The 16,568-nt window shown below is 71.2% G+C and carries 17 protein-coding genes; 9 read left to right on the top strand and 8 right to left on the bottom strand.

The features are described from left to right. The first annotated feature begins 238 nt into the window (after positions 1–238). Complete coding sequence (locus ACFFR3_RS10685; RefSeq protein WP_345403614.1) at positions 239–832, top strand: GTP-binding protein; 594 nt, start codon at positions 239–241, stop codon at positions 830–832. 23 nt (positions 833–855) lie between these two features. Beyond that, the gene (locus ACFFR3_RS10680; protein ID WP_364375983.1) at positions 856–1,329 is read left to right on the top strand and encodes an Lrp/AsnC family transcriptional regulator; all 474 of its coding nucleotides are present in this window, start codon (positions 856–858) and stop codon (positions 1,327–1,329) included. A gap of 117 nt (positions 1,330–1,446) precedes the next feature. Here the strand turns inward: ACFFR3_RS10680 and ACFFR3_RS10675 are convergent, their stop codons facing one another. From ACFFR3_RS10675 to ACFFR3_RS10650, 6 genes are read right to left on the bottom strand one after another with little or no spacing between them, the layout of a single operon-like run. Continuing rightward, complete coding sequence (locus tag ACFFR3_RS10675; RefSeq protein WP_364375986.1) at positions 1,447–2,430, bottom strand: N-acetylglucosamine kinase; 984 nt, start codon at positions 2,428–2,430, stop codon at positions 1,447–1,449. Continuing rightward, positions 2,412–3,674, bottom strand: coding sequence for a 6-phospho-beta-glucosidase (locus ACFFR3_RS10670; protein WP_364375990.1), 1,263 nt, complete (start codon positions 3,672–3,674; stop codon positions 2,412–2,414). Before ACFFR3_RS10670 ends, ACFFR3_RS10675 begins: the two co-directional genes overlap by 19 nt. Further along, a complete protein-coding gene (locus ACFFR3_RS10665) occupies positions 3,671–4,579 on the bottom strand; it encodes a carbohydrate ABC transporter permease (protein ID WP_364375993.1) in 909 nt (302 codons plus the stop codon). Before ACFFR3_RS10665 ends, ACFFR3_RS10670 begins: the two co-directional genes overlap by 4 nt. Then, positions 4,576–5,505 carry a carbohydrate ABC transporter permease gene (locus ACFFR3_RS10660; protein ID WP_345403623.1) on the bottom strand — a complete coding sequence of 310 codons (930 nt, stop codon included), beginning with the start codon at positions 5,503–5,505 and terminating at the stop codon, positions 4,576–4,578. Before ACFFR3_RS10660 ends, ACFFR3_RS10665 begins: the two co-directional genes overlap by 4 nt. Positions 5,506–5,515: 10 nt before the next feature. Further along, a complete protein-coding gene (locus tag ACFFR3_RS10655; RefSeq protein WP_379483026.1) occupies positions 5,516–6,841 on the bottom strand; it encodes an ABC transporter substrate-binding protein in 1,326 nt (441 codons plus the stop codon). A gap of 22 nt (positions 6,842–6,863) precedes the next feature. Then, on the bottom strand, positions 6,864–8,060 hold the full coding sequence (locus tag ACFFR3_RS10650) for an ROK family transcriptional regulator (RefSeq protein WP_364375999.1): 1,197 nt from the start codon (positions 8,058–8,060) through the stop codon (positions 6,864–6,866). Between the two features lie 196 nt (positions 8,061–8,256). On the opposite strand from ACFFR3_RS10650, the gene ACFFR3_RS10645 reads away from it, so the two are divergent. From ACFFR3_RS10645 to ACFFR3_RS10630, 4 genes are all read left to right on the top strand, one after another. Continuing rightward, on the top strand, positions 8,257–10,566 hold the full coding sequence (locus tag ACFFR3_RS10645) for a HelD family protein (protein ID WP_512699776.1): 2,310 nt from the start codon (positions 8,257–8,259) through the stop codon (positions 10,564–10,566). 520 nt (positions 10,567–11,086) lie between these two features. After that, entirely contained in the window at positions 11,087–12,832 is a 1,746-nt protein-coding gene (gene lnt / locus ACFFR3_RS10640) for an apolipoprotein N-acyltransferase (RefSeq protein ID WP_345403644.1), read from the top strand. Next, complete coding sequence (locus ACFFR3_RS10635; protein ID WP_364376007.1) at positions 12,829–13,581, top strand: polyprenol monophosphomannose synthase; 753 nt, start codon at positions 12,829–12,831, stop codon at positions 13,579–13,581. The genes lnt and ACFFR3_RS10635 overlap by 4 nt, the downstream gene beginning before the upstream one ends. 230 nt (positions 13,582–13,811) lie before the next feature. Continuing rightward, positions 13,812–14,339 carry an FxsA family protein gene (locus ACFFR3_RS10630; RefSeq protein WP_364376010.1) on the top strand — a complete coding sequence of 176 codons (528 nt, stop codon included), beginning with the start codon at positions 13,812–13,814 and terminating at the stop codon, positions 14,337–14,339. 57 nt (positions 14,340–14,396) lie between these two features. Here the strand turns inward: ACFFR3_RS10630 and ACFFR3_RS10625 are convergent, their stop codons facing one another. Both ACFFR3_RS10625 and ACFFR3_RS10620 read right to left on the bottom strand, forming a co-directional pair. Beyond that, positions 14,397–14,741 (bottom strand): RNA polymerase-binding protein RbpA, encoded by a 345-nt coding sequence (locus ACFFR3_RS10625; RefSeq protein ID WP_345403653.1) that lies wholly within the window; start codon positions 14,739–14,741, stop codon positions 14,397–14,399. A 250-nt stretch (positions 14,742–14,991) separates the two neighbouring features. Beyond that, on the bottom strand, positions 14,992–15,495 hold the full coding sequence (locus tag ACFFR3_RS10620) for a DinB family protein (protein WP_345403656.1): 504 nt from the start codon (positions 15,493–15,495) through the stop codon (positions 14,992–14,994). Between ACFFR3_RS10620 and ACFFR3_RS10615 the strand changes: the two genes are divergently transcribed. The 3 genes from ACFFR3_RS10615 (at position 15,494) to ACFFR3_RS10605 (ending at position 16,335) form a co-directional block, all read left to right on the top strand. After that, entirely contained in the window at positions 15,494–15,619 is a 126-nt protein-coding gene (locus ACFFR3_RS10615; protein WP_379483024.1) for a hypothetical protein, read from the top strand. The genes ACFFR3_RS10620 and ACFFR3_RS10615 overlap by 2 nt on opposite strands. A 49-nt stretch (positions 15,620–15,668) precedes the next feature. After that, entirely contained in the window at positions 15,669–15,923 is a 255-nt protein-coding gene (locus tag ACFFR3_RS10610) for a hypothetical protein (protein ID WP_345403659.1), read from the top strand. A 205-nt stretch (positions 15,924–16,128) separates the two neighbouring features. After that, on the top strand, positions 16,129–16,335 hold the full coding sequence (locus ACFFR3_RS10605; protein ID WP_355422459.1) for a cold-shock protein: 207 nt from the start codon (positions 16,129–16,131) through the stop codon (positions 16,333–16,335). The last annotated feature ends 233 nt before the right edge of the window (positions 16,336–16,568 follow it).

The following is a 16,568-nucleotide window of genomic DNA, read 5'->3' as shown; positions in this document are numbered from 1 at the left end:
ACAGACAAACTTGACTCTTTGCCTGTTAGATCGCCGAATAAGCGGGCGTCCTGTCACAAACCGTGACATTTTCATTCTTGTAAAAGATTGCGGCTTGAGTGGAAAATGTGGCGTTGCTAGGGTGTCTCGATGCCAGGCATGCGGATCGACCTTCACAGCTTTCCTTGACAGGTACCACTGACCACGGCACCTCAGGGGCGGGGTCGCGCATGCGCGGGAATTGTACGGGCGGTGCTGGATGGAATTCGGTCGCTCAGACCGTTGGCGGCTTCCGACAGCGATCAAGATCTTGATCGCCGGGGGCTTCGGCGCGGGCAAGACCACCATGGTCGGTGCCGTCTCCGAGACCAGGCCACTGCGCACGGAAGAGGCGCTCACCCAGGTGGGCACGCACATCGACGACCTGTCGGGCGTGGAGCGCAAGCTCACCACCACCGTGGCGATGGACTTCGGGCGCATCACGATCCGCAACGACTACATGCTCTACCTGTTCGGGACGCCGGGCCAGGAACGGTTCTGGTTCGTCTGGGACGAGCTGGCCATGGGCGCGCTCGGCGCCGTCGTGCTGGCCGACACCCGCCGCCTCGACGACTGCTTCCCCGCCGTCGACTACTTCGAGAAGCGCGACCAGCCGTTCATCGTGGCGCTCAACCAGTTCGAGGGCACCAGCCCCTTCACCGTCGGCGACGTGCGCTCGGCCATCGGCCTGGCGGCGGACATCCCGATCGTGCGCTGCGACGCCCGCCGCCGCGATTCGGGCAAGGATGTGCTCATCTCGCTCGTCGAGCACGCGATGCGCAGAGGAGCGTCTCCGGTCGGGACCATGTCGTGACCATGACCGGCTACCTTTGACCGATGGAGGAGATCGACCGCCGCATCGTCACGCTGCTGGCCCGTGACGGCCGCATGAGCTTCACCGACCTGGCCAGGGAGACCGGGTTGTCCGTCTCGGCGGTGCACCAGCGCGTACGCCGCCTGGAGAAGCGCGGCGTGATCCGCGGATACGCCGCGATCATCGACCACGACGCGGTGGGGCTGCCGCTGACCGCGTTCGTGTCCATCAAGCCGATCGACCCGGCCGCGCCCGACGACGCCCCCGAGCGGCTGGCCCACCTGACGGCCATCGAGGCCTGCCACAGCGTGGCCGGCGACGAAAGTTACATACTCAAGGTGCGGGTGGCCTCGCCGGTCGCGCTGGAGGACCTGCTGCAGCAGATCCGCGCCTCGGCCAACGTCTCGACCCGCACCACGGTCGTGCTCAGCACCCCTTACGAGCACCGCGCCCCCGACGTCGCGGGCGAGCCCCCGATGGCCGCCGAGGGCGCCTGACCGGCCACAGCGCGACCGCAGGCCGCAGCACGAGCGCGACCCCAGGCCACAGCGCTTCCCCAGGGGCCGCAGCGCCGTCATGAGAGCTCAGGAGCGTCCCCCGACCCCCGGATCGCCTCAGCGAGGACCGTAGGCCGTGGACAGCGCCGTCAAGGCCCCCTTGGCGGCGCCCAGCCGTTCCAGGCCCAGCAGCGCCGCCCCCATGACCGGCGGCCGGTCGGCCACCACCGGCTCGGCGTGCGGCGCCCGCAGCGCGAACCCCGCCTCCAGCAGCTTCGTCATCAGCGGGTCGCGCGCGGTCAGCAGCCCGCCGCCGAGCACCACCTCCACGGGCGTCTCCAGCAGCCCGAGCCGGCGCAGGCACACCTCGGCCAGCACGGTCACCTCCTCGGCCTGCCGCTCGACCAGCTCCCTTGCCACCGGGTCGCCGTCGCCGGCCGCCGCCAGCACACCGGGCGCGAGCTCGTGCAGCCGGTCGCCGTCGACCAGCCCGAAGTGCACGGCCAGCACCAGCTCCTCGACCGTGGCCGTGCCGAAGTGCGAGGTGACGAGGCGGGCCAGCGCGGTGGGCCGGCCCCGGCCGTCCTCGGCGCGTACGGCGTGCCACAGCGCCTCCTCGCCGAGGTCCTGCCCGCCGCCCCAGTCGCCGCTGAGCCGCCCGAGCGCGGGCAGACGGGCCACCGCGCCGGACGGCGCGACGCCGACGGCGTTGATGCCGGCCCCGCACACCACCGCCACCCCCCACGGCCCCGACGCGCCGGCCCGCAGCAGCGCGAACGTGTCGTTGCGCACCACCACGTCCGCCCCCAGCTCTCTGGCGGCCAGCTCGGCGGCCAGCGCCTCCTCCTCGACCGGCAGGTCCGCCCCGGCCAGGCAGGCCGACACGTGAGCGAACCCGTCGCGCGGCACCCCGGCGGGCAGCGCGGCCAGCGCCGCCGCGATCACGTCCACGGCCGCCGCCACCCCGTCGCGCTGCGGCGCGAACCCGCCCGCGCGGCCCGCCCCCAGCACCTCGCCGTGCTCGGACACCACGGCCACGTCGGTCTTGCTGTTGCCGCCGTCCACGGCCAGCACGAGCCGGCTCACCGCGACGCCGCCCACGGCAGGTGCGCCTGGTTGGCGGTCAGCAGCAGCTCGGTCAGCTCCTCCGCGGTCTCGTCCTGCCCGATGAGCGGATGGGCGAGCAGCGCGTCACGCACCCGGTCCGCGCCGCCGTGCAGGGCCGCGTCCAGGGCCAGCGTCTCGTACGCCGACACGTGCGCGATCAGCCCGGCGAACAGCGGCTCGACCGGCGCGACCGGCAGCGGCACGGCCCCTGCTGCGGTGACGGCGGCGGGCACCTCGATCACCGCCTCGTCGCCGAGGAACGGCAGCGTCCCGTCGTTGCGCACGTTCACCACCTGAGTGTCGCCCCGGTCGCCGAGCAGCGAGGCGATCAGCGCCACCGCCGCTTCGGAGTAGAAGGCGCCGCCGCGCTCCGACAGCAGCTCGGGCTTGGTGACCACGGCGGGGTCGGCGTACAGGGCGAGCAGCCGCGCCTCCATGTCCGCCACCTCGGCCGCCCGCGACGGCTTCGAGCGCTGCTCGCGCACCACCGCGTCGTGGGCGTAGAAGTAGCGCAGGTAGTAGGAGGGGACGACGCCGAGCCGCCGCAGCAGCCCCGGACGCAGGCCGAGGCTCTCCGCCAGCTCGTCGCCGTGCTCGCGCAGCAGCGCGGGCAGCACGTCCTCGCCGTCGAGGAGCACGGAACGTTCCCAGGTGAGGTGGTTCAGCCCGACGTGCCCGAGGGACACGCGGGCGGGGTCGGCGCCCAGCCAGGCGGCGAAGCGGCGCTGCAGGCCGATGGCCACGTTGCACAGCCCGATCACGCGGTGCCCGGCGTCCAGCAGCGCCCTGGTGACGATGCCGACCGGGTTCGTGAAGTCCACGATCCACGCGTCGGGGGCGACGGCGCGCACGACGTCGGCGATCTCCAGCACCACCGGCACCGTGCGCAGCGCCTTGGCCAGCCCGCCCGCGCCCGTCGTCTCCTGCCCCACGCAGCCACAGCGCAGCGGCAGCGTCTCGTCCACGTCGCGGGCCGCCTGCCCGCCCACCCGCAGCTGGAACAGCACCGCCCGCGCCCCCGCCACGCCCTCCTCGACCGAGGACGTGGCGAGCACCCGCGCCGGGTGCCCCGCGTGCGCCAGCATGCGCCGCGAGACCCCCGCCACCAGGCCGAGCCGCTTCGCGTCGGGGTCGATCAGCGCCAGCTCCGTCACCGGCAGTTCGTCACGCAGCCGCGCGATCCCGTCCACCAGCTCCGGCGTGTACGTCGAGCCGCCCCCGACCACCGCGATCCTCAACCCTTCACTCCCGTCAACGTCACGCCCTCGATGAAGACCCGCTGGGCGAAGAAGAACACGATGATCACCGGGGCGGTCACCAGCAGGGTGGCCGCCATGGTGAGGTTCCACTGCACGCTGTGGAACGCCTTGAACGTGGCCAGGCCGAGCGACAGCGTCAGGTTCTCCTGCTCGACGCCGGCGTACAGCAGCGGCCCGTAATAGTCGTTCCAGCAGTAGAAGAACTGGAACAGCGCGACCGCCGCCACGGCGGGGCGGGCCATGGGCAGGATGACCCGCAGCAGCGTCCTGAGGTCGGAGCAGCCGTCCACCCTGGCCGCGTCGGTGTAGTCGCGCGGGATGGTGAGCAGGAACTGCCGCAGCAGGAAGATCGAGAACGCGTCGCCGAGCAGCAGCGGAAGGATCAGCGGCCACAGGCTGTCGGTGAGCCCGAGCCGCGCCCACACCAGATAGACCGGCACCGCGACGACCTGCGGCGGCAGCATCATGGTGGTGACGACCAGCAGGAACGCCGCCCGCCTGCCGCGGAAGCGGAACCTGGCCAGCGCGTAGGCCACCGGCACCGACGACACCACGGTGAACAGCGTGCCGAGCGCCGCGTACAGCAGCGTGTTGCCCGCCCACCGCAGCAGCATCGACTTCTCGAAAACCAGCGCGATGTTCTCCCAGTTCCACTCGCGTGGCCACAGGTCGCTGGTCAGCGCCTGCTCGTCGGTCATCAGCGCGGTCAGCGCGATGAAGGCGATCGGGGCGAGGAACATCAGCGCCAGCGCCACGGCCAGCGCGTGCGTGGCGATCCATACCAGCACCCGCCGCCGGCGCGCTCTGAGACCGGCGCGGCGAGCGCCGGGAGCGCCCGGGCTCCCCGGCGCGGGGCGGGGCGGCGCGGTCATGGTGGCGCTCATGACACCTCCTCGGCCCGGCGGAAGTGCCGCAGCAGGATCAGCGTGAAGATCATCGACGTGGCGAACAGCAACAGCGCGAGCACGCAGGCGTAGCCCATGGTGTAGTCGCGGAACCCGGCGTGGAAGAGCCACTGCGGCAGCGTGAGCAGCGACTCGTCCGGATAGCCGGGGGTGAACGAGCTGCCGGGCGAGTCGGTCGCGCCCGAGGCGACCCGGGAGGCGATCATCGCCTGGCTGAAGTACTGCAGGGCGTAGATGACGTTCGTGACCAGGGCGAACATCAGCACGGGTGCGATCGTCGGCAGCGTCACGCTGCGGAACTGCCGCCAAGGGCCGGCGCCGTCGATGGCGGCGGCCTCGTACAGGTGCCTGGGGACGTCCAGCAGCGCCGCCATGAAGATCACGGCGAGCTGGCCGCAGCCCCACAGCGACAGCAGCGTCAGGCTCGGCTTGGCCCAGCCGGGGTCGCCGAACCAGTCGGGTCCCTCAATGCCGAAGACGGCCAGCACCTGGTTCATCGGCCCGGTCGATGGGTTCAGCAGGAACACGAACGTGATCGTCCCGGCCGCCATCGGCACCAGCGAGGGCAGGTAGAAGATCGTCCTGAACAGGCCGGTGCCCGCCTTGAGCCGCACCACGAGCTGGGCCAGCGCCAGCGCGAACAGCACGGTCGCCGGGACCATGATGAGCACCAGCCACAGCGTGTTGGCCGCCGACGTCGGCACCCGCGGGTCCTGCAGCAGGTAACGCCAGTTGTCCAGGCCGATGAACTCCAGCGTGTACAGGTCGTAGCGGTGGAAGGAGAAGTACACCGTGGACAGCAGCGGATAGACGAAGAAGATCGACACGCCGGAGAGCCACGGCGCGAGCCACACCAGCGCGCGCAGTCCCTCGCCGTGCCGCCGCCGCAGCGGTACGGAGGTCACGGCGGCCACCTCAGCCCCCGGACAGCTTCAGCTTGTCGTCGATGACCTTGTCCACGCCCTTGAGCCCGGCGTCCAGGTCCGGTACGTCGCCCTTCTCCCACTTGACGGCGAAGGCGGAGAACGCCTCCTGGTTGAAGACGCTGTTGACGTTCGCGGGCAGGGTCGTGGTCTTGGGGTGGGCGAAGATGCCGAGGAAGGTGGCGAAGTTCGGGTCCTTGGCCAGATCGGGCGACTCCATCGACGCCTTGGTCGTGGGGACGTTGCGCAGCGCGTTCGACAGCGTCACCAGCGACTCGGTGTCCGTCGTCAGGTGCTTGACCAGCTCCCAGGCGTGCTGCGGGTGCTCGGCGCCCTTCGGCACCCCGATGACCGTGCCGGCGGTGAAGCCGCTGCCGTACAGGTCGGGGCGGTCGTCGGCGACCGGCAGGGGAGCGGTGCCGTAGTCGAGGTCCTGCGCCTCGTTGGCGATCATGGCGTTGCGCCACTCGCCGTCCAGCACCATCGCGACCTTGCCCTTGTAGAAGGGGTGCTCGGCGCTCCACTCGTCGCCGAGTCCCTTGCGGAAGCGGTCGAGCCTGTCGTGGCCGTACCAGTCGACCAGCTCCTTCTGCCAGGTCAGCAGCTTCTTCCAGGCCGGGTCGGAGCCGATGGCCGAGGTGCCGTCGTCGTTGTACCACTTCGCGCCGACCATCGGGCCGAGGTGGCTCATGCTGTTCTCGTAGTACTGGACGCTCGGGATGAAGCCGGCGACCTTGATCTCGCCCTTGCCGTCGCGCACGGTCAGCTTCTTGGCCAGCGCGGTCAGCTCGCTCAGCGTCTTCGGCGGCTGCTCGCCCTTCATCAGGGCCTTGTTGTAGTAGAGGCCGTACGCGTCGGCGAGCAGCGGCAGCGTGCACTGCCTGCCCTCGTAGGCGGTGTAGGACCGCGCGACGGCGGGCAGCACCGACAGGTCGACGCCGTCCTGCTCGATGACCGGCGTGAGGTCCTGGAACGATCCCGACCTGCACCACTGTGCCACGTTGTCGGTGGTGAACGAGGCCGCCACGTCGGGCGCGTTCCCGCCCCTGATGGCCTGGGTGATCTGGTCGTCCTGGACGCCCTTGACGGCTTTGACGGTGATCTGCGGGAACTTCTTCCTGAAGCCGGCGATGGCGTCCTCGAACGCCTTGACCTCGGCGTCGGTCGAGAAGCCGTGCCACAGCTCCAGCGTGGCGGGGGAGAGGGCCTGAGCAGCGGAGCTCGAAGGGCGGGCGCCGAGCGACGGGCCCGCCTCCTTGCCGGCGGTACACGCGGTCAGCGCCAGCGCGGCGGCGACCGCAAGAGGGACGAAGCGCACGGGGGGTGCCTCCTGCCATCCATCATGACGGGACGGTTGAACGGAACACCTCGTCGCGGACGGCGGCGAGGCCGAGGTCGAGTGCGCCGGCGAGCACGGGGTTGCCCTCGACGCTCGACAGGCGGACGGGGGGCTGGGGGATGGTCAGCGCGTGCAGCTCGTGTTCGACCAGCTCGCGCAGGGTCTCGCCGCCCGGCAGCACCACGCCGCCGGTCAGCACGATCAGGCCGGGATCGACGACCGAGGTGATGGCCGCCAGGCCCACGGCCAGGCGGGCGGCGACGTCGCGCAGCCCGGCCCTGGCGTCGTCGGCCTTCTTCCCGGTGCCGGCCGCCGCGCGTACGGCGCCCGCGACGGCCTGGCGGAAGTCGGAGCCGCGCACGCCGTACGAGCGCAGCAGCTTGAGCACGGCAGGGCCGCCGGTCAGCGCCTGGTAGCCGTGGTTGGCGTAGCGGCCCGCCTCGCGGGCCGTGGGTGCGCCGGGGGTCGGCATGTAGCCCACCTCGCCCGCGCCGCCGGTGGCGCCCCGGTGCATGCGCCCGCCCAGCACGATGGCCGAGCCGATGCCCTCGTCGGCCCACAGCAGCACGAAGTCCTGCTGGCCGCGCGCCGCGCCGTGCGCCTGCTCGGCCACCGCCACCAGGTTGACGTTGTTCTCGACGTCCACCGGCGCGCCGAGCCCGGCGCTGAGCGTGGGCACCAGGTCGGGCAGCTGCCAGCCCGGCACGTCCTTGGCGGCGGCGTAGCCGAGCCTGCCGGTGGCCGGGTCGATCGCGGCCTGCACGCCGATCACGACCCGGCGCGGCTTGTCCGGCGGGTTGGCGCCGTGCAGCGCGGCGGCCAGCCGCTCGACCAGCTCGCCGTGCGGCCTGCGCGGCGTCGGCAGCACGTGCTCGCCGACGACCGTGCCGGTGATGTCGGCCACCTTGGCCTCGATGCGGGCGGGGGTGACGTCGAGAGCGGCCACGTACGCGGCCTCCGGGTTGATCCGGTAGACCTCGGCCGTACGGCCCGGCAGGCCCTCCCTGACGCCGTCCTGCACGACCAGCCCCGCCTGCTGCAACCTGAGCAGGAGCTGGGAGGCCGTGGGCTTGGACAGGCCGGTGAGCGCGCCGATCTCGGGCCTGGTGAGCGGGCCGCGCTCCAGGAGCGCCTGCAACGCCGCGCGATCATTGATGGCACGTAGCAGACTGGGGGTTCCCGGAACCGGGCCGCTCACGGCGTCTCCTTCGCTTGGGTTAGGAAACTTTCCTAACTCGCGATGACCATAAGAAGACCCTGGCGAGACGGTCAAGAGGTGAAACCAAGACGTGACCAGGAAAGGAGAAAAGTGACGAGACTGCTACAGCAGGCGTGCTAATGTCGGCGTTTGTCGCAACAACAAGCAGAATGGCCCGGAGTGTCCCATTAACCACATTAACGGTCAGGCGGCAACGCGTCAAACCGAACTGGCAAAAGAGCAGGCGTACGTCACCCGCCTCTACGACCGCCTCGACACCCTTCGCGAGCGCACCCAGCGGCAGCTCAAGGAGGTGCTGGCCGCAGGAGCCGTCGGCACGATGCAGAACAGGTCGGAGCGCGACACGTTCGCCGACATGTACGCCTCGCGCCTCGCCAGGCTCTGGGCGGTCGAACGCGGTCTCGCCTTCGGCCGGCTCGACCACGCCGACGAGGGCCGCCTCTACATCGGCAAGATCGGCATGACCGACGACGACCAGCGCCGCCTGCTCATCGACTGGCGGGCGCCCGTCGCGCAGCCCTTCTACCGCGCCACCCCCACCGCCCCCATGGGCGTCACCCGCCGCCGCCACCTGCAGACCAGGGGCCGCGACGTCATCGGCGTGGACGACGACCTGCTCGACCTCGACGCGCTCACCGACGACGACCGCGCCACGCTCAACGGCGAGGCCGCGCTGCTCGCCGCCCTCGACGAGCGGCGCACGGGACGCATGCGCGACATCGTCGCCACCATCCAGTCCGAGCAGGACCGCGTCATCCGCAGCGACCTCAACGGGGTGCTGGTGGTGCAGGGCGGACCGGGCACCGGCAAGACCGTCGTGGCCCTGCACAGGGCCGCGTACCTGCTCTACACCCACCGCGAGCGCCTCGAGCGGCGCGGCGTGCTCATCCTCGGCCCCAACCTCACCTTCCTGCGCTACATCGAGCAGGTGCTGCCCTCGCTCGGCGAGACCGACGTGCTGCTGTCCACGGTCGGCGAGCTCTACCCCGGCGTCACCGCCACCAGGCGCGACCGCCCCGAGGTGGCCGCGGTCAAGGGCGACGCGCGGATGGCCGACGTGATCGCCAAGGCCGTACGCGACCGGCAGCGCGTCCCGCGCAAGCCGATCGAGCTGCAGGTCGGCCGCATCACGCTCACCATCGACCGGCAGATGCTCGACAACGCCAAGAACAAGGCCGGCCGCTCGCGCCGCCCCCACAACCAGGCCCGCGCCGTGTTCGTGCGCTCGCTGCTCACCGCGCTGGCCAGGCAGCAGGCCCGCAAGATCGGAAAGGGCCTCATCGACGACGACGAGCTGGCCGACCTGCGCGAGGACCTGCGCACCGAGCCGGTCGTCAAGGCCGCGCTCAACCGCCTGTGGCCCTACCTGACGCCCCAGGGCCTCCTGCTCGGCCTGTACGGCTCCGCCGAGCGCCTCGGCCACGCCGCCTCCGCCCTCACCCCCGAGGAACGCCGGCTGCTGCGCCGCGACGGCGGCGAGTGGACGGAGTCCGACGTCCCGCTCCTCGACGAGGCCGCCGAGCTGCTCGGCGACATCGACGAGCAGGTGCTGCGCGCCACCGCCATGCAGGCCGAGGAGGAGCTGGCCGCCGCCAGGCGGGCCGCCGAGAACGAGCGCGAGGCCGAGCTGGCCTACGCCCGCGAGGTGCTGGAGCTCACGGGCCTGTCCGACGTCATGGAGGCCGAACGGCTCGCCGAGCGCCAGCGCGGCGACGGCCCCTACCTCACCACCGCCGAGCGCGCCGCCGCCGACCGCACCTGGGCCTACGGGCACATCATCGTGGACGAGGCGCAGGAGCTGTCGCCGATGGCCTGGCGGGCCGTCATGCGGCGCTGCCCGACCCGGTCCATGACCATCGTCGGCGACATCGCCCAGACCGGCTCCGCGGCGGGGGCCCGCTCCTGGGCCGAGGTGCTCGACCCGTACGTCGCCGGGCGCTGGCGGCAGGAGCAGCTGACCGTCAACTACCGCACCCCGGTCGAGCTGATGGACGTCGCCGCCCGCGTCCTGGCCACCATCGACCCCGGCCTGCGGGCCCCCTTGTCCGTCCGCGAGGCGGGCACCCGGCCCTGGTCGGCGCCGCTCACCGCGCTGCCCGAGCTGGTCGCCGCCGAGGCGGCCGACGGCGGCAAGGTGGCCGTGGTCGCGCCCGACGACCTGGTGCCCGAGCTCGGCGGCCGGCTCGCCGCCGCCGTGCCAGGCGCCGCCGTCGTCACGCCGGGCGCCGGGCGGGGCAGGGGCACCGAGGCGCTCGACGCGCCCGTGGCCGTCATGGGGGTGACCGACGCCAAGGGGCTCGAGTTCGACTCCGTCATCGTCGCCGAACCCGACCTCATCGCCGCCCAGTCGCCACGCGGGCCGAGCGACCTGTATGTTGCTCTCACGCGTGCGACGCAACGGCTCGGGGTCGTCCACGAGCGCCCGCTGTCGCCCGCGTTGCGGGACTTGCCAAGCCGCTCACCGGAGCCCGCTAATGGCCTTTGACCTGCTTTGAAGCCACCGGTCAAACATGTCCTAGCTGCGAAAACTTGATGTTTCTGCTGATCGGGACACGGTTGACATCTGAGGTGGAGTCGGTAGTTTGCTGCGCAGTCCAGCACGGGACTTGGCCGGTTGGCCGTCTCTGACATCGCCGGATCCTGCGTCCGTGACGGAGCGCGACTCCGTCCACACAGCCAGGTGCAGGGCCGTCGGTCCGTCGAGTCGGGGCACCCCAACCGGGCGGGGGGTTGGACCCGGGACGGGTCCGGGAGCCCAGTAGACAACGGAATTCCGCGCTCGCCGCCGACGAGACGGGTCCGGTCCGAAGGGTTTCCGGGCCCTCTTCCCGTTCCCGTGCTCCAGGACCGCCGACGCGCCGGGTGGTCCCGCCTTATCGCCGCGGGACCGCCCTGCCGTCTTTCCCCTTCTTCGATCTTCTGCGGGGTGTGCCGACCTGAGTGCGGCCCGAGGGCGGTAGCGTTTTCGCGAGCAGGCGTTTGCGAGGTGGCGAGGAGACCCCGGAGTGGTTCAGGACCGAACGAATCTCACGCCCGCGCCCGGACGGGTCTCTACCGGCACGCCCACCGACGGCACGCCCACCGACGGCACGCCCACCGACGGCACGGCCCCCGCCGCCGCGTCGGCCGAGGAGCCCGCCGCGGAGTCCGAGATGTCCGCTGAGCCGGAGCCCGAGCCGCAGTCTGCGGCGTCCGGCGAGTCCTCGTCCGGGCCGGGCGGGCCGGCGCGTAAGGAGAGCCGGCGGGTGCTGGGCGCGCGGATCGTGGCGGCCGCGGCCGGTGGGTTCGCGCTGTTCCTCGCGTTCCCGCCGCTCGACTGGTGGCTGTGCGCGCCGCTCGGCATCGGCCTGATCGCCGCCTCCATCCACGGCACCCGCCCCCGCCGCGCCGCCTGGATCGGCTACCTGGCGGCGGCGGTGTTCCTGCTGCCAACCGTCGCCTGGGTGCGCACGATCGGCGACGACGTGTGGATCATGCTGGTCGCCACCGAGAGCTTCTTCTACGCCGCCATGGCCGCGCTGGCGGCGCTGGTGTTCCGGCTGCGCGCCTGGCCGCTGTGGTTCGGCGGCCTGTGGGTGCTCATGGAGTGGGCGCGCGGCCTGGTGCCCATCGGCGGGTTCCCGTGGGCGCGGGCGGCCTTCAGCCAGGGCGAGTCGCTGTTCACGCCGTACGCCGCGCTCGGCGGCGCGCCGCTGGTGTCGTTCGCGGTCACGCTGTGCGGCGCGCTGCTGGCGTACGCGGCGCTCAACCGGCCCGCGAGGGCGGTGGCCAGGGCCGTGCCGGTCGGGCTGGCGGTGGCCGTGCCGGTGCTGGGGCTCGCGGTGCCGAGGTTCGGCGACGAGGGCCGCTCGATCAACGTCGGCGTCGTGCAGGGCAACGTCCCTGGCCGCGGCATGTACGCGCTCGGCGACGAGCCCGCCGTCGTGCTGCGCAACCACGCCAACGAGACCAAGCGCCTGGCCCAGGCCGTACGCGACGGCAAGCTGCCCAAGCCCGACATCGTGGTCCTGCCGGAGAACTCCACCGACATCGACCCCTACCGCGACCCGTACGCCCGCCAGATCATCCACGACTCCGTGCAGGACGTCGGCGTGCCCACCCTGGTCGGCGCGGTCGTGGCCATCGGCGACGAGCACCGCGCCACCCGCAGCCTCGTCTGGGACCCGGTCACCGGCCCCGGCGCCTACTACGACAAGCAGCACCTGGTGCCGTTCGGGGAGTACACCCCGTTCAAGGAGATCGTGCTGGCGCTGTGGGAGCGGGCCAGCCTCGTCGGCCGCCAGTCGATCGCCGGCACCAGGCCGGGCGACCTGAAGATGGGGCCGGTCACCGTCGGCGCCGTCAACTGCTACGAGGTCGCCTACGACGACACCGTGCGCGGCACCGTGCGCGCCGGCGGCACCCCGCTCGTCGTGCAGACCAACAACGCCAGCTACGCCCTGTCCAACCTGCCGTCCCAGCAGCTCGCCATGTCGAAGCTGCGCGCGGTCGAGCACAACAGGGCCGTGGTCACCGCCGCCACGACCGGGATCTCCGCCTACGTGACGCCTGAGGGTAAGGTCTCCTGGCAGACTCGCGAGCTTGTCGCTGACATGAACGTGGTCAAGGTGCCCGTACGCACACAGGAGACAATCGCCACAAAGGTGGGCGCTCTTCCTGAATGGGCATTGATGGTGATGGGAGCGGCGGCGGCCGGGTTCGCCGCGTGGCGTGGCAGGCGGCGAGGCGATCGGATGAGGAACGACGGATGATGGAGAGTCTCGGCCGGGTGCTCGTCGTCGTGCCGACGTACAACGAGCGCGACAACCTGCCGGCGATCGTCCAGCGCGTACGCGCGGCCGTGCCCGAGGCCCATGTGCTGGTCGCCGACGACAACAGCCCCGACGGCACCGGCGAGGTGGCCGACACCCTCGCCGCCGGCGACGAGCAGGTGCACGTGCTGCACCGGCCGGGCAAGCAGGGGCTGGGCGCCGCCTACATCGCCGGGTTCCGCTGGGGGCTCGACGAGGGCTTCGACGTCCTGGTCGAGATGGACGCCGACGGCTCGCACCAGCCGGAGGAGCTGCCGAAGCTGCTCGAGGCGCTGGCCGAGGGCGCCGACCTCGCCATCGGCTCCCGCTATGTCCCCGGCGGCAAGGTCGTCAACTGGCCGCAGCGGCGCGAGCTGCTGTCCAAGGGCGCCAACATCTACACGCGGGTGATGCTCGGCCTGCCGGTCCGCGACGCGACCGCGGGCTTTCGCGCCTACCGCGCGGCCACGCTGGAGAAGGTGGGCCTCGCCGGCGTCGAGTCGCAGGGCTACTGCTTCCAGGTGGACCTCACGCTGCGCACGTCCCGCCACGGGCTGCGGGTGGTGGAGGTGCCGATCACGTTCGTGGAGCGGACGGTCGGCAAGAGCAAGATGAGCGGCAAGGTCATGTCCGAGGCGCTGTGGCGGATCGGCATGTGGGGCGTCACCGGGCTCCCGAAGCGCCTCAAGGGCGGCGGCGCCCGCGACTAGCCCGGGCGTGGGGGACGGCGTCGCGCGACCGGCGGCGTCCGGCCCGGCGCTCGAAGGACGGCGGCGTGCCGCTGGCGGCGTCCGGCCCGGCGTTCGAGGGACGGTGGCGTGCGGCCGGCGGCGTCCGGCCCGGCGTTCGAGGGACGGTGGCGTGCGGCCGGCGGAACGCTTCGAGGGCGCCGGGCGTTGTCCAGTGCAGTGACGCGTGTGCGGAATCGAGGGTTGAAACGATGCGGCTGCTGCTATTCCTGGCCTTCCTGGTCATCCCCATCCTGGAGATCTGGCTGCTGATCCAGGTCGGTCAGGTGATCGGCGGGCCGGCCACGATCGCCCTGCTCATCGCCGACAGCCTGCTGGGCGCGTGGCTGGTGCGCCGCGAGGGCCGGCGGGCGTGGCGGGCGCTGCAGGAGGCCATGCAGAGCGGGCGCATGCCCGACCGCGAGCTGGCCGACGGCGGCATCATCCTGGTCGGCGGCACGCTGCTGCTGGCGCCCGGGTTCTTCCTCGACGTGTTCGGGCTGCTCTGCCTGATCCCGGTGACCCGGCCGATGATGCGCCGCCTCGGGGCGTGGTTCTTCGAGCGCCGGATCAAGCGCCTGGCGCAGTCGTCCCCGTACGCGAACCTCTTCCCGCCCGGCGGCTTCCCCGGCCCGGACGCGGCCCACTACGACCCCCACCATGACGGCCGCGACGCCGGCGCGCCGCAGGGCGGCCGGGTGGTGCACGGCGAGGTCATCCGCGAGGACCGCGACTCCTGAAGCACGCACAGAGAAACCCCCGGGCTCAAGCCCGGGGGTTTTCACCGTGAGAGGAAGTCAGGCGCTCTTACGACGCTGAGCCCGCAGGACGGCGAGCCGCTCGTTGAGCACCTCCTCGAGATCTTCTATGGACCGTCGCTCCAAGAGCATGTCCCAATGTGTCCGCGGGGGCTTGGTCTTCTTCGACTCCGGCTGCTCGCCGTCCACCCGCAGCGCGGTCGCGCCGCACATGCGGCACTCCCAGCTCGCGGGAATCTCGGCCTCGGCGGCAAGCGGAACCTCGAAGCGATGGCCCTTCGGACAGGTGTACGACACCTCCTGGCGCGGGGCCAGATCCGTGTTACGGTCGTTCTCGTAGCTGGTTGCCCCGAGCCGGGTGCCACGAAGCGCGCGCTCGCCCATGTTTAAATGCCTCCTACAGGGCCCCCTTGCGTGGGGGGTCTGTCTCCCACGGTGTCTAACGCTTGGTACCGTGATGGGATTCCCACCCGCGGGGTGATCCAATCGCGCTTGGGGCCTCGGTTCTTCGCGTGATCGCCGATCAGGCCCGTAGCCTGCGGGAATCCCGGGGCATGCGCGTCGCGGGGGTCATATTTCCGGATTTTGTTTCTGTACGAAGTCGCTCACCGCGGGCCGGAACACTCCGTGACGGTCAGACGCCGGTCACTCCGTCGACCATCTCGCGCACCATGTCGAGGTGCCCGTTGTGCCGGGCGGTCTCCTCGATGAGATGCATCAGCACCCACCGCAGCGTCACGTGGTCCTCGTCGCGGTCGGTCCACTTGGCCCGGTCGTCCAGGTCGTGGGCGGCGACCAGCTCGCGGTAGCGGGCGCACTGCGCCTCGTACTCCGCGAGCAGCCGCGCGATCGGCATCTCCACGGCGATGCGCATCTCGCGGTCGGGGTCCTCGTCGGTCCACGGGCCCTGGTCGTCCTCGCCGAGAAACACCACCTGGAACCAGAAGTACTCGACCCAGCGGACGTGGTTCACCAGGCCGGACATCGTCATCAGCGGCGACGTCGGCAGCGGCGCGCGGCGCGCGTCCTCCTCCGCCAGGCCCTCGCACTTGGCGTGCACGGTGGCCCTGGCGTAGTCGAGGTACGTGGTGAGCGTGGCGCGCTCGTCCCAAGCCGGGGGAGTGTAGGTGCGCTTCATGCCCGGCATCATGCTGGCGCCCCGCACCGGTGTCGAATGGTTTACCGGTGTCCGTCCCTGGCTGGGGCGGTACGGGCGATTGGATCGGGTCGAAGACACGGCGATAGACTGGTTTTCGGTGTGAAAACCGATATCAGCCGCGAAACGTTCACCGGTGACCGTCCGGAGTCTGCATGGAGGAAGAGATGGCCGATGTGGACGTGTGGGTTTATACGTTGTCCGGTATGGCAGGAAAATCGCAGCGGGTGACCGTGCACCTGACGGGAGGGCAGTCGCTCAAGGGGGCGGTCGTCGAGCTGGATCGGTCCCGGAACACCGTCGTGCTCGACGAATACGCCCACGGGTCCGCGTCCACCCGGCACGAATCCCCTGTGCACACGATCCTGCTGACCGCCGTACAGGCTGTCACGGTGCACGAGCAGGAATAGCGCGGGTTTGGAGCGCGGGTGGGGGCGTGGTAGGCTGACTGGTGTTGCAGTTGTTGTACCCATAAGAAGACTTTGTGCGCGTCTGGCAGAGTTTCGCCAGGCGCGTTTTTGTTTCCCGGTCATCTCCGGATGGGCTTTCATCGCGGCGACACGGCGATCCGCGCGGTGCGGATCGCGTCCCTGCACATCTCAGAAGGAGATCGACATGGCTTCCGGAACCGTCAAGTGGTTCAACTCCGAAAAGGGCTTCGGCTTCATCGAGCAGGACGGCGGCGGCGCCGACGTCTTCGCCCACTACTCCAACATCGTCAGCAACGGTGGCTACCGTGAGCTGCACGAGGGCCAGAAGGTGTCCTTCGACGTCGTGCAGGGCCAGAAGGGCCCGCAGGCGGAGAACATCGTCGCCGCCTGACCCGGCAGACATCCACGGGCCGGGCCCGCACCCTTCCGAGGGTGCGGGCCCGGCCTGTTTTGTGGGGTCGTCTGACCGGGGCTGCGGGTTCGGCGTGCTCCTGGAGAAGGTGCGGGCCCGGCCCGGCCCATACAGAGGGTGCGGGCCCGGCTCGTTTCTTCCAGGGCGTGGATCCGGCTCGTTCTTTCCGCGGTGCGGCCCCCGGCTCGTTCCTTCCACGGGTGTGGGCCTTC

The organism is Nonomuraea salmonea (assembly GCF_042428605.1).
GTDB classification, from domain to species: Bacteria; Actinomycetota; Actinomycetes; order Streptosporangiales; family Streptosporangiaceae; genus Nonomuraea; species Nonomuraea salmonea.
This window is presented reverse-complemented; position numbering and strand designations above follow the sequence as displayed.